Source organism: Burkholderia sp. Ax-1724 (genome assembly GCF_011752995.1).
In the GTDB taxonomy this organism is placed as follows: domain Bacteria; phylum Pseudomonadota; class Gammaproteobacteria; order Burkholderiales; family Burkholderiaceae; genus Paraburkholderia.
Genome location: NZ_VWWL01000035.1, coordinates 45,423 through 57,006 on the forward strand (window position 1 = coordinate 45,423; position 11,584 = coordinate 57,006).

Annotated in this window: 11 protein-coding genes and 1 pseudogene; 7 read left to right on the top strand and 5 right to left on the bottom strand. The window is 65.6% G+C overall.

The genetic code is table 11. The annotated features are described in order from the left end of the window. The first annotated feature begins 331 nt into the window (after nucleotides 1-331). The gene (locus F3J19_RS30065; RefSeq protein ID WP_167049745.1) at nucleotides 332-766 is read left to right on the top strand and encodes a CHRD domain-containing protein; all 435 of its coding nucleotides are present in this window, start codon (nucleotides 332-334) and stop codon (nucleotides 764-766) included. Nucleotides 767-973: 207 nt separating this feature from the next. Next, entirely contained in the window at nucleotides 974-1,957 is a 984-nt protein-coding gene (locus tag F3J19_RS30070) for an alpha/beta hydrolase (RefSeq protein ID WP_167049747.1), read from the top strand. On the opposite strand, the gene F3J19_RS30075 is transcribed toward F3J19_RS30070, so the two are convergent. Continuing rightward, nucleotides 1,927-2,766: an EcsC family protein gene (locus F3J19_RS30075; RefSeq protein WP_167049767.1), complete on the bottom strand. Its 840-nt coding sequence runs from the start codon at nucleotides 2,764-2,766 to the stop codon at nucleotides 1,927-1,929. The two genes, F3J19_RS30070 and F3J19_RS30075, sit on opposite strands and share 31 nt — an antisense overlap. Before the next feature lie 149 nt (nucleotides 2,767-2,915). On the opposite strand from F3J19_RS30075, the gene F3J19_RS30080 reads away from it, so the two are divergent. Together F3J19_RS30080 and F3J19_RS30085 are read left to right on the top strand one after the other, a co-directional pair. Then, a complete protein-coding gene (locus F3J19_RS30080) occupies nucleotides 2,916-4,511 on the top strand; it encodes an MDR family MFS transporter (RefSeq protein ID WP_167049749.1) in 1,596 nt (531 codons plus the stop codon). A 30-nt stretch (nucleotides 4,512-4,541) separates the two neighbouring features. Next, on the top strand, nucleotides 4,542-5,045 hold the full coding sequence (locus tag F3J19_RS30085) for a MarR family transcriptional regulator (RefSeq protein ID WP_167049751.1): 504 nt from the start codon (nucleotides 4,542-4,544) through the stop codon (nucleotides 5,043-5,045). A 130-nt stretch (nucleotides 5,046-5,175) separates the two neighbouring features. Here the strand turns inward: F3J19_RS30085 and F3J19_RS30090 are convergent, their stop codons facing one another. Then, a complete protein-coding gene (locus F3J19_RS30090) occupies nucleotides 5,176-6,453 on the bottom strand; it encodes an amino acid deaminase (protein ID WP_167049753.1) in 1,278 nt (425 codons plus the stop codon). Between the two features lie 165 nt (nucleotides 6,454-6,618). On the opposite strand from F3J19_RS30090, the gene F3J19_RS30095 reads away from it, so the two are divergent. The 3 genes from F3J19_RS30095 (at nucleotide 6,619) to F3J19_RS30105 (ending at nucleotide 9,463) form a co-directional block, all read left to right on the top strand. Then, on the top strand, nucleotides 6,619-7,509 hold the full coding sequence (locus tag F3J19_RS30095; RefSeq protein WP_167049755.1) for a MurR/RpiR family transcriptional regulator: 891 nt from the start codon (nucleotides 6,619-6,621) through the stop codon (nucleotides 7,507-7,509). A 14-nt stretch (nucleotides 7,510-7,523) separates the two neighbouring features. Next, nucleotides 7,524-9,005: a D-aminoacylase gene (locus tag F3J19_RS30100; protein WP_167049757.1), complete on the top strand. Its 1,482-nt coding sequence runs from the start codon at nucleotides 7,524-7,526 to the stop codon at nucleotides 9,003-9,005. Nucleotides 9,006-9,076: 71 nt separating this feature from the next. Beyond that, a complete protein-coding gene (locus F3J19_RS30105) occupies nucleotides 9,077-9,463 on the top strand; it encodes a RidA family protein (protein WP_167049759.1) in 387 nt (128 codons plus the stop codon). Between the two features lie 116 nt (nucleotides 9,464-9,579). On the opposite strand, the gene queF is transcribed toward F3J19_RS30105, so the two are convergent. The 3 genes and pseudogenes from queF to F3J19_RS30120 form a co-directional block, all read right to left on the bottom strand. Continuing rightward, nucleotides 9,580-10,404: an NADPH-dependent 7-cyano-7-deazaguanine reductase QueF gene (queF, locus tag F3J19_RS30110; RefSeq protein WP_167049761.1), complete on the bottom strand. Its 825-nt coding sequence runs from the start codon at nucleotides 10,402-10,404 to the stop codon at nucleotides 9,580-9,582. Next, nucleotides 10,401-11,303 (bottom strand): 5'-nucleotidase, encoded by a 903-nt coding sequence (locus F3J19_RS30115; protein ID WP_167049763.1) that lies wholly within the window; start codon nucleotides 11,301-11,303, stop codon nucleotides 10,401-10,403. The genes queF and F3J19_RS30115 overlap by 4 nt, the downstream gene beginning before the upstream one ends. 23 nt (nucleotides 11,304-11,326) lie before the next feature. After that, nucleotides 11,327-11,584: pseudogene (locus tag F3J19_RS30120) on the bottom strand (threonine ammonia-lyase, biosynthetic); the annotation flags it as partial.

Genomic DNA, 11,584 nt, shown 5'->3' on the forward strand with positions numbered 1-11,584 from the left:
CTTCTCGCAGGCAGAAGCATAACCGCTGTAGTCTCATTTATTCATTACAAATTGCACAATTAATTGTTTGAATAAATCGCTTAAAACAGTGGTGTCGCGCATTTGAGTCCCTTTTTCAGGGCTTTTTTGTCGAACGTGTGTACGTATTGCGTACTTTTCATCGCAACGAATAACGATGAACCGCGACGAACCGGCGTCCGGCGTAGCTCGATCTGCGCTTGCCGGAACACCCGAGCACGTCCACCGAGGCCCGCCGATTTGCACTAGTATGTGGGAGCTCCGCGCGGCCCGAAACGACACCGCGGCGGCGCGTCAAAGTCCGGAGAAAACTATGATTACGCTGCGAAAATTGAATCTGGCCGTGGTGATGTGGGCGTTGGCGTCGGGTGTGGCGCTTGCGGATACGGTGGCATTGAAAGCGGACCTCGAACCGTCGAGCGAGGTGCCGCCGCGTGTGAGTCAGGGGCACGGCATGCTGAACGCGACCTTCGACACGTCGACCCAATCGCTGCAATGGACCGTCACCTATGAAGGCTTGAGCGGCCCGGCGAGCGCCGCGCATTTTCATGGTCCCGCGCCGGTCGGCCAGAACGCGAAGGTCCAGGTGCCGATCGACAAGAACGCGCTGGCGAGCCCGATCAAAGGATCGGCGAAGCTGACCGAGCAGCAGGTCACGGATCTGATGGCGGGGCAGTGGTACTTCAACGTGCACACCGCGCAGAACCCGATGGGCGAGATTCGCGGGCAGGTCCTGCCGGCCAACTAGGTCCAGCGTCGGCGCGGGCTCGCTGCGGAGGCTGCGGTCCCGGTTGCGGCTTGAGCATGAGTTCAAGCCCAAGCGCCCGGACATGGACGCTCAACGACCCAGCCCCACCAAACCTCAGCAGGCAACCCGCGATTAGAACCCGCCATCCACCGGCATCGCGGCCAACGCACGTACCATGACGGGACATCATTGAAGGAGCATGTCCCGATGAGTTGGCAAAATGCGCTCGCATGCTGGTATTTGCGCAGGCACTTCCGGCCGGAAACGCTCAAGCCGCATATCGACGTCGAACGGGCGCGCGCGCTGACCTCGAAGCGCGTCTGGACGCCTCGCGTGCCGCGCGGCTGGCATCTGCGAGAAACGTACGGCGAGCACGATGCGCCATTGCGCGGCGAATGGCTCGAGCGCGCGAACGGCACGCCGGCCGGCGCCGCGGAACCGGTCGTGCTCTACTGCCACGGCGGCGGCTACTACTTCTGCTCGCCGGACACGCATCGCTCGCTGACGTTCGCGCTCGCGCCGCGCGTCAACGCGCGGCTCTTTTCCCTCGATTACCGTCTCGCGCCCGAGCATCGCTTCCCGGCCGCGTTCGACGACGCGATCGCCGCCTATCGCCAGTTGCTCGTCATGGGTATCGCGCCCAGCTCGATCGTGATTGCCGGCGATTCAGCCGGTGGTGGCCTCGCGCTCGCCACGCTGGTCGCATTGCGCGACGCCGGCGACCCGCTGCCCGCGGGCGGACTGCTGTTCTCGCCGTGGACCGATCTCGCGACGACCGGCGCGAGCCTTCTCGACAACGACAGCGCCGACCCGATGTTCTGCGGCGCGTCGATCGCGCGCGCGGCGAGCGTCTATCTCGGCGATGCGCCGGCCACGCATCCGTATGCGTCGCCGCTCTATGCGGACCTGCGCGGTCTGCCGCCGCTCTACATGATGGTGGGCAGCACCGAAGTGCTGCTCGACGACGCGCGGCGCGTCGCCGACAAGGCGCGCGCGGCCGGCGTCGATTGCGAATGCGAGGTGTGGAAGAACGTGCCGCACGTCTGGCCGATGTTCGCGCCGTTCATGCCCGAGGCGAACCGTGCGCTCGACCGCGCGGCCGCGTTCGTGCGGCGCGCGACGAGCCGCGCCGCGAGCGCCGCCCGCGTCGCCGATGCCGCTCAGTTATCGGGCGTGACGTCGAGCGTCTGATACGCGGCCTCGATCGCTGCCTGGCCATACTCGCGTTCGAGCCGCCGCACCGTGAAGTGCCCGTGCGCGACCTGCTGGAAGTGGTCGATAAACACCGTATTGACCATCGCGCCGAGCACCGCGCCGATCGCCGGAATCGACTTCGCGGCGATCTGTTCGCTGACCTGCACCGAGAAGCGCGCGGCGATCGCGTTGAGCAGCCGCAGCAGCGCCGCCGAGCCGTGCGTCGTGAAGCCCTTGCTCGCGATTTCCGACGACGCCTTCGACACCGCCTGCGCGAGCGCGCCGCGCATGAAGAAATAGCCGAGGTCGGCGTCGTCGTCCTCGCTCGACGTGCCGCCCATGCCGAGCACCGTCAGGCATTGCAGCTGCGTTTCGATCGAGCTCAGGTCTTCGCCTTCGCTGCGCGCGATATCGCAGATCGAGCGGAACATCAGCGTGGTCGTGACCGGCAGCTCGACCGGCAGCGCGACGAGGCCGAACGCCCCGCCGGCCGCGCCGGTGGTCGCCACCGCGAACTTGTGCAGCAGATTGTTCGGCTTGTCGGGCGCGAGCAGCTTGGCCGCGTCGCGCCGGCCGAGCGTGCGCAGCGCGATCGACAGACATTTGCGCAGCGCGGCCTGGGTCGCATCGGCGACCTTTTCGTTGGCGAACGCCGGAATGCGCGAGAGCAGCTTCTCGATCGGCGCGCCGACGATGCTCGCGAGCTTCATCGCGAGTGCGGGGCTTTCGAGCTGATGTTTCGCGCGCCGCAGCGCGCTCAGGTCCTGCTCCGATAAAGACGGTGTTGCGAGCGAACTCGGCTGCATGAGCCTCCCTGGCGTGGTCGTGTTCATGTTCATGGATCCGATGGGTCGGCTTGCCGGTGTGAGGTGTTGCGCCGGCACGTCACGCTTAGAGCCCCTGGCCGTGGTATGATTCCCTATTCTTTGACAAGTCAACTTTTGCTCTATCAAAAATGGCTGTCCATACCGCCGCCCACCATTCGAGTGGGCAAGTTTTACCGTTCCGTGAATCCCTGCTGGCGATGCTCGGCATTTCCTTCGTCACGATGCTGGTCGCGCTCGACCAGACCGTGGTCGGCACCGCGCTGCCCACCATCGTGTCCGAGCTCCGGGGCTTCGAGCTATACGCGTGGGTCGCCACCTCGTATCTGCTGACCTCGGTCATCACCGTGCCGATTTTCGGGCGCCTCGGCGATTACTACGGGCGCAAGCCGTTCGTGATCGCGTCGATCGTCGTGTTCACCGGCGCGTCGGTGCTGTGCGGCGCCGCCAACAGCATGCTGTTTCTCGTGCTCGCGCGCGGCCTGCAAGGCATCGGCGGCGGCATGCTGGTCGGCACCGCGTTCGCGTGCATTCCCGATCTGTTTCCCGACTCGGTCGTGCGGCTGCGCTGGCAGGTGCTGATGAGTTCGGCGTTCGGCATCGCCAACGCGGTCGGGCCGTCGCTCGGCGGCTTTCTTACGCAGTACTACGGCTGGCGCTCGGTTTTCTATGTGAATCTGCCGGTCGGGCTGCTGTCGTTGTTTTTCGTGTGGCGGTTCCTGCCGCATCTGCGGCAGGTCGAGCACGAGGGCAAGATGCGGCTCGACTGGCCCGGCGCGGTGCTGATCGCGGTCTCACTCGGCTCGTTGCAACTGTTCGTCGAATTGCTGCCGAAGCATGGCGTCACGCTGAGCGCGTTCGCGCTGCTCGCGCTGAGCATCGCCTCGGCGGTGGGATTGTGGCAGTGGGAAAAGCGCTGCCCGACCGCGATCCTGCCGGTCGACATGTTCCGTAACCGCAGCCTGTCCGCGCTCTTTACGCTGGCGGTGCTCGGCGGCTTCTCGATGTTCTCGCTGCTGTTCTACGCGCCGCTGCTGTTCCAGGGCGGTTTCGGGATGTCGCCGAAAGACGCGGGGCTGGTTATCACGCCGCTCGTCGTGTTCATCACGATCGGCAGTATTGCGAACGGGCGGGTCGTGTCGCGCGTGAAGAATCCGAACCTGATGCTGTACGTCGGCTTCGCGCTGGTTGCGGTGGCCTGCCTCGGCGTCGTCGTCGCGACCCGTTCGATGCCGCAGTGGGCGCTGATGTCGTTCATGGTCGCGGGCGGCCTCGGGCTCGGCTTCGTAATGCCGAACCTGACGATCTTCGCGCAGCAGACAGCCGGCCGCGAGCACCTCGGTATCGCAACGGCGCTGCTGCAGTCGCTGCGGATGATCGGCGGGATGATCGGCACGGCGCTGACCGGCACGCTCGTCACCCACATGTACAAGAGTGGCGTGCGCAGCGCGCTCGACAGCGCGGGCGCGTCGCACTGGTTCGGCGATCTCGGCGATCCGCAGATTCTCATCAACCGCGAGGCGCAGACCACGCTCGTCGCCCAGTTGACGCACGCGGGCCACAACGGCGCGGTGCTGCTCGAAGGCGCGCGCGAGGCGCTGGTCTCGGCGATCCATCTGGGTCTCGCGATGGCCGCGGTGATTGCCGTGGTGTCGGTGTGGCAAAGCCGCCGCGTGCCGCCGATCAAGCTGCAGCGCAAGCTCGAGCCCGTGATGCACGTGGACTGATTTTTGGACTTGGCGTTTGACGGACAGACTATGGAAGAACAGGACCGCGTCGCCGTGATGCAGCAATTCGGCCGCACGTATCGGACGTTCATGTCCGCTTTCGAGGCGCAGGTGGGGCATCCGTTGCCGCGCTGGCGTATTCTGCTCGCGCTGCACGAGCAGGCCGGCGAGTCGTCGCAGAAGCGGCTCGTCGAGCGGCTGCGCGTCGATCCGGGCGCGCTCACGCGGCAGTTGAAGGTGCTCGAAGGGATGGGCTGGATCGCGCGTAGCATGGATACGCGCGACAACCGCGTGACCAACGTGCGCCTGACCGACGCGGGGCAGGCCGCGACCGAGGCGAGCCTGCCGCGCCGCAATGCGTTTCTGCACGACACGATGGCGGGGTTGCCGGACGATGCGCTCGGGGCGCTGTCGAGCGCGTTGAAGATACTGGAGACGCGCATCGGCGAAGTAGCAGCCGCACCGGGCATGGCGGACGCTACTGTCGCGGCGGTGCCGGAAACGGCCGGCGACGAGGCGGCGCAGCGTATCTGAAGCGCGCCACGCGTTCACAGGTTCACTACGCGTTCGCCGTGCAATAAAAAAGGCTGTGGACCTCAGGGTCCACAGCCTTCGTTTTTTGGGCCGTCGCCGCAAGCAACGGCGCCGCGCGCTCGAATTCGAATCAGAAGAACGTTTCGATTACTTCCTTCACGCGATACTGCGGATCGACGACGAGTACCTGACGCCACTTGTCGAACGTCAGGCATGGGTGCGAAATGTCGAACGCGATCATGTCGCCGACTTTCAGATCGGCGCCGGCGGGAATCCGCAGATACGCGTGCTGGTCCATCATGCCGAAGATTTCCCAGCCTTCGCTCGCGGCGATGTCGCGCGGCGCCTCGCTGCCCGGGCGATAGTGGCGCGCCGGTTCCGGCATGCCCGCGTCGAACGCCGAGTCGCGCTTGCCGAGACCGATGATCGCGCGATCGGGCTCGGGAATCGACTGCACGTAAGCCCACAGTTGCAGCGCCGGCAGCAGCCCTTCGCCCATTTTCTTCGCGACCGGATTGCGCGCGAAGATGTCGGTCTGCGCCTTGCGGTAGACGCCGACGTCATGCGTCAGATAGCAGCCGGGACGCAGCACGACCTCGACCTTGCCCGATTCGGTGGCTTGCGCGAACTCTTCGGCGACCACGTCGTACCACGCCGACCCCGCGCCCGACAGCACCGCCGGCGCGCGCGCGAAACGGCCCTGTGCGACGAGCTCGCGCGTGACGGCAACTGCGCTTTGCAGGAACGCGCGCACTTCATGCTCTTCCTTCAGCACGCCTTCGTACAGTTCGACGCCCGCGAGCTTCAGCACGTCCGGATAGCGCGCGATCGCATCGAGCACCGCGTTGCGCTGCGCTTCATCGCGCACGCCGGTGCGCCCGCCCGGCACGCCGAGTTCGAGCAGCACCTGCAGCGGCTTCTTCACCGACGTGAAGAATTGGCCGAGCTGCTCGACGCCTTCGGCCGAATCGACGAGACAGAAGAATTCGAAATCCGGATTGCTGAGCAATTCGGCGATCATCATCATGTTGTGACGGCCGACCAGCTGATTCGCCATCAGCACGCGCGACACGCCGCCGTGGTAGGCGGCGCGCACCTGGTGGGCGGTGGCGAGCGTGATGCCCCATGCGCCGGTTTCGAGCTGGCGGCGAAACAGTTGCGGCGCCATCGTGGTCTTGCCGTGCGGCGCGAGCTTGACGCCGTATTCGGCGACGAACGCCTGCATCCACTTCAGGTTGTGTTCGACGCGATCGGCATACAGCACGGCGGCCGGCAGGCTCACGTCCTCGTCGAGCAGATTCCATTCGAGGCGCGCGGCGTCGGTGAGCTGGATGCTGGTGCCCGGAACGATGCCCAAGCCCTTGCTATAAGGATCTATCGTCGCGCCTTGATAGTTTGTAACTTTCATGTCTCCGTGCTCCATCGGCCAGTTAAATTGAAACGGATTTGACTTTAGTATGTTACCGAAAGTAGGATGTCCGGAGAAATGTTATTTAGTACCACGCGAGTGCCACGCTCACGCCGGCCGCCGGAAAGGCCCGCGCAGGACGTGCCGCGAACCCCACTGCCTGCCATGAACAGTAGCGCCGAACCGCTCGCTTTCGACATCGTCGCGCGCATCGCCGAATGCGCGCCGGAGTTGCGCTCGGCCGAACGCAAGGTCGCCGCGCTGATTCTCGACGATCTGACCGGCGCGTCGCGCGCGAGCATCGGCGCACTCGCGCAGCAGGCCGAGGTCAGCGTCGCGACCGTCACGCGCTTCGCCAAGGCGGTCGGCTGCCGAGACGTGCGCGAACTGAAGCTGCGGCTCGCGCAGGCGGCCGCGGTCGGTCAGCGCTTCCTGCAAGCGGGGGCCACCGGCGATGCCCCCGAGCCGATTGCCACGCGCGTTTTCGACGAACTGCAAACGGCGCTCGCGCACAATCATCAGTTGCTGCGCCAGGCGCCGCTCGCCGAAGCGGCGGCCGCGCTGCGCGACGCGCGCATGATCTACGTGTTCGGCATGGGCGGCGGCTCGACCGCGCTCGCCGACGAAATGCGTTTCCGCCTCGTGCGCCTCGGCCGGCCGGTCGCGACCTATCAGGACGGGCTGTTGCAGCGCATGGTCGCGAGCACGGTGTCGCGCGAGTGCGTGGTGATCGCGCTGTCCACCACGGGGCGCGTGCCGGAGGTGGTCGAGAACTGCCGGATTGCGCGCAGCTACGGCGCGACCGTGATCGCGCTGACCGCGCCCGCGTCGCCGCTCGCGAAGCTCGCCGACTGGCTGATTCCGATCGTCGCGTTCGAAACCGACTTTATTTACAAGCCGTCGTCATCCCGTTACGCGATGATGATGGCGCTCGATGTGCTCGTCACCGAACTTGCCGTCAGTCAGGGCGACGAGAGCCGGGAACTGCTGCGCCGCATGAAGCACGCGCTCGACGCGCACCGCGGCGGCGGCGATCGACAACCCTTAGGGGACTGATAGGAGACTGATCCATGCATTCGCACCCCGAAGCCGCCGACACGCTGATCGTCGGCGCGCAACTGTACGACGGCACGGGCGCGCCGCCCGTCGAGCGCGACGTGGCGATCCGCGACGGACGCATCGCCGCGATCGGCAATCTGTCGAACTGGCTCGCCGAAGAGGTGATCGAGGCCGACGGCCGGGCGCTCGCGCCGGGCTTCATCGACGTGCATACGCACGACGACACGCACGTGATCCGCTCGCCGCAGATGCTGCCGAAGATCACCCAGGGCGTGACGACGGTGATCGTCGGCAATTGCGGGATCAGCGCGTCGCCGGTGTCGCTGAAGGGCGATCCGCCCGACCCGATGAACCTGCTCGGCGAGCGCGACGCGTTCCAGTACCCGACCTTCGCCGACTACGTAAGCGCGGTGAACGCCGCGCGGCCGGCCGTGAACGTCGGCGCGCTGATCGGCCACACGGCGCTGCGCAACAACCAGATGGACCGGCTCGATCGCGCGGCGACGCGAGAGGAAATCGAAGGCATGCGCGCGCAGCTCGAGGAAGCGCTCGCGCATGGCGCGCTCGGCTTGAGTTCGGGGCTTGCGTACGGTTCGGCGTTCGCCGCGCCGACCGAGGAAGTGATGGCGCTCGCCGAACCGCTCGCCGCGGCGGGCGCGCTCTACACGACGCATATGCGCACCGAGTTCGACGCGATTCTTGACGCGATGGACGAGGCCTACCGCGTCGGCCGCCATGCGCGCGTGCCGGTCATCATCTCGCATCTGAAATGCGCGGGGCCGTCGAACTGGGGGCGCAGCGTCGAGGTGTTGAAGTCGCTCGAAGGTGCGCGCGGCCGGCAACTGGTCGGCTGCGACTGCTATCCGTACAACCGCAGTTCGTCGACGCTCGATCTGAAGCAGGTCACGGGCGATATCGACATCACGATCACGTGGTCCGAGCCGCATCCGGAGATGGCCGGCAAGCTCATCAAGGAAGTCGCGGCAGAGTGGGGCGTCTCGCAGCAGGAAGCGGGCAAGCGCCTGCAACCGGCGGGCGCGGTCTATCACAACATGTCCGAAGACGACGTGCGGCGCATCCTCTCGCATCCGGCGACGATGGTCGGCTCGGACGGCCTGCCGAACGATCCGCTGCCGCATCCGCGGCTGTGGGGCGCGTTTCCGCGCGTGCTCGGCCACTATGCGCGCGATGCCGCGCTGCTGCCGCTCGAAGAAGCGGTACGCAAGATGACGAGCCTGTCCGCGCGCCGCTTCGGTCTCGCGGAACGCGGCGAAGTACATGTCGGCTATCACGCCGACCTCGTGCTGTTCGACCCGGCGAAAGTGCAGGACACGGCGACGTTCGAGCAGCCGCAGCAGGCGGCCGCCGGTATCGACGCGGTGTGGGTCAACGGCGTGCTGTCGTATCGCGACGGCGCGGCGACGGGCGAGCGGGCCGGCCGGTTCGTCACGCGCGGCGCGCCGTCGCAGGGCGATGCGCAGGGCGCGTTCTAAATTTTTCGATTGATGGCGGCATGCGCAGCGAGGGCGCCGCGCATGCCCGACTTTTTTTAAGGAGTATGACGATGAAGCGATATGGCGTGGAAGGCGGAAAAGGAACGGGTGGTCAGCATATGCCGTTCGCCCGTGCGGTCGAAGCGGACGGGTGGCTGTTCGTATCGGGGCAGACGCCAATGGAAAACGGCGAGGTGATCAACGGCGGCATCGTCGAGCAATCGCACAAGGCGATCCAGAACGTGTTCGCCATCCTCGAGGAAGCGGGTTACGGTGCCGAGCACGTCGTGCGTTGCGGCGTGTGGCTCGACGATCCGCGCGACTTCGCTTCGTTCAACAAGGTGTTTCGCGAGTACTTCGGCGAGAATCCGCCGGCGCGTGCGTGCGTGGTGTCGTCGATGGTGATCGACTGCAAGGTCGAGGTGGATTGCGTGGCTTATAAGAAGCCGGCGGCCTGATCTGGCACCCGACTGAAGGCCTCAAATATGACGAGGGCGCGGCAGGCTGTGATGGCGCTGCTGCGCCCTCGTCGCGTTGACCTGCCGCCGCGTTTTGCCGTGCGCGCGCGTTGGCGTTATTGCCGCGCGAGCCGCATGTTGTCCGGCATCGGCAGGTTGTAGTTGGTGCGGAACGGGTTGATGTCGAGCCCGCCGCGCCGCGTATAGCGCGCATACACCGCGAGCTTCAGCGGTTTGCACATCTTCATGATGTCGACGAAGATCCGCTCGACGCACTGCTCGTGAAAGCCCGTGTGATTGCGGTACGAAATGATGTAGCGCAACAGGCTCGCATGATCGATCTGCGGGCCGGCGTAGTGAATCTGCACGCTGCCCCAGTCGGGCTGGCCGGTCACCGGGCAGTTCGACTTCAGCAGGTTCGAGAACAGCGTTTCCTCGACCGGCGCCTCGTCGTGCGCCGCGCTCAACAGCGACGCGTCCGGCTGATAGACGCTCGCTTCGAGATCGAGCCGATCGAGCGACAGGCCGTCGAATTCTTCCATTTTCAGCTTGCCGAATTCGTGCGGCGTGTGCAGATGCACCGACACCGTCGCGCCGCACGATGCGGACACGTCGCGCCTGATCGTGTCGCGCACACTTTCGGCCGAGTCGAACGCGGTCTGCGCGAACGAGCCGAGATAGAGCTTGAACGATTTCGACTCGACGATGTTCGGCGAGTCGGCCGGCACGAAGAACGTCGCGACCGCGATCTGCGGCTTGCCGCGTGTGTTGAGCCACGACAGCTCGTAGGCGTTCCAGATGTCGGTGCCGAAAAACGGCAGTCGCGCGGTAATGCCGATCGCCTCGCGCGCATGGCTGCGCGCAATCGGAAACAGCAGCGTCGGATCGTATTGTTCGGTGTAAGTCGAGGACTTGCCGAGCGGAGATTGTTCGGGTGTCATGATGCGTTCACGATGCCACTCATCACATGCCCGGTCGCCGTTACGACGCGGGCCGATTCGCAGTGGCCGATCTGGTCGTCGAAGAAAAAGTCGGGCTCGAATTCGCGCAGGAAGGCGCTTTTATCGAGGCCGCCGAGGAACATCGCTTCGTCGATTTCGATGTTCCATGCCATCAGGGTGCGGATCGCGCGCTCGTGCGCGGGCGCCGAGCGCGCCGTGACCAGCGCCGTGCGAATACGCATCGGCGCGGCCGCGTCCGCGAGTTTCTGCAGCCGGTGTAGCGCTTCGAGCAGCGGCTTGAGCGGACCGTCCGCGAGCGGCAGGTGCTTGTTGTCGATCTCGTGACCGACGAATGCGCGCAGGCCGTCCTGCTGGAAGATGCGCTCGGCCTCGTCGGAAAACAGCACCGCGTCGCCGTCGAACGCAATGCGGATTTCATCCGGGTACTTGCTCGCCATTTTCGCCGATTCCGGCAACACGCGCGCGGCCGGAAAACCCGCGGCGAGCGCATCGCGCACGTCCTGCTGATTCGCCGACAGGAACAGCGACGCGTTCAGCGGCTTCAGATAACCGAACGGCGCGCGCCCGCGCGTGAACACGCCGCGCTCGATCGCGAGCCCATGTTCGCGGCAGGAGTGAAACGCGCGCAGTCCGCTGATCGGATCGCTGCGCGACAGGATCACGACTTCGACGCGATGGCCGCCCGCGTTCAACGCGAGCAGCTTGCGGATCAGCGGAAACGCCACGCCCGGTTTGGCGGGCACGTTCAGACGCTCGCGCTGCAATGCTTCGTAGGCCTTCAGGTCGCCGGCCTCGTAGATGTGGTTCTCTTCCTCGAAGTCGAACAGCGCGCGCGACGAGATGGCGACCACGAGTTTGTCGGCGAGTGACAGCGCCATCGGTGCGTTCCGGTTCAGAGAGGTCAGGCGAGGAAGAGGCGATAGACCGGGTTTTTCGTTTCTTCCCAGCACGGATAGCCGAGCGTTTCGATGAAGCGCTCGAACGCGGCGTGGTCGCTCTCGGGCACCTGGATACCGACCAGGATCGAACTGTAGTCCGCGCCCTGGTTGCGATAGTGGAACAGGCTGATGTTCCAGTTCGGCGCCATCGACGAGAGGAATTTCATCAGCGCGCCCGGGCGCTCCGGGAATTCGAAGCGGAACAGGCGTTCATCGAGAGC

Bases quoted from the DNA above. Each gene is read 5' to 3' on its own strand.
- queF (WP_167049761.1), bottom strand. From the start codon at position 10,404: ATGACACCCGAACAATCTCCGCTCGGCAAGTCCTCGACTTACACCGAA.
- F3J19_RS30105 (WP_167049759.1), top strand. From the start codon at position 9,077: ATGAAGCGATATGGCGTGGAAGGCGGAAAAGGAACGGGTGGTCAGCAT.
- F3J19_RS30085 (WP_167049751.1), top strand. From the start codon at position 4,542: ATGGAAGAACAGGACCGCGTCGCCGTGATGCAGCAATTCGGCCGCACG.
- F3J19_RS30065 (WP_167049745.1), top strand. From the start codon at position 332: ATGATTACGCTGCGAAAATTGAATCTGGCCGTGGTGATGTGGGCGTTG.
- F3J19_RS30080 (WP_167049749.1), top strand. From the start codon at position 2,916: ATGGCTGTCCATACCGCCGCCCACCATTCGAGTGGGCAAGTTTTACCG.
- F3J19_RS30075 (WP_167049767.1), bottom strand. From the start codon at position 2,766: ATGCAGCCGAGTTCGCTCGCAACACCGTCTTTATCGGAGCAGGACCTG.
- F3J19_RS30115 (WP_167049763.1), bottom strand. From the start codon at position 11,303: ATGGCGCTGTCACTCGCCGACAAACTCGTGGTCGCCATCTCGTCGCGC.
- F3J19_RS30070 (WP_167049747.1), top strand. From the start codon at position 974: ATGAGTTGGCAAAATGCGCTCGCATGCTGGTATTTGCGCAGGCACTTC.
- F3J19_RS30095 (WP_167049755.1), top strand. From the start codon at position 6,619: ATGAACAGTAGCGCCGAACCGCTCGCTTTCGACATCGTCGCGCGCATC.
- F3J19_RS30090 (WP_167049753.1), bottom strand. From the start codon at position 6,453: ATGAAAGTTACAAACTATCAAGGCGCGACGATAGATCCTTATAGCAAG.
- F3J19_RS30100 (WP_167049757.1), top strand. From the start codon at position 7,524: ATGCATTCGCACCCCGAAGCCGCCGACACGCTGATCGTCGGCGCGCAA.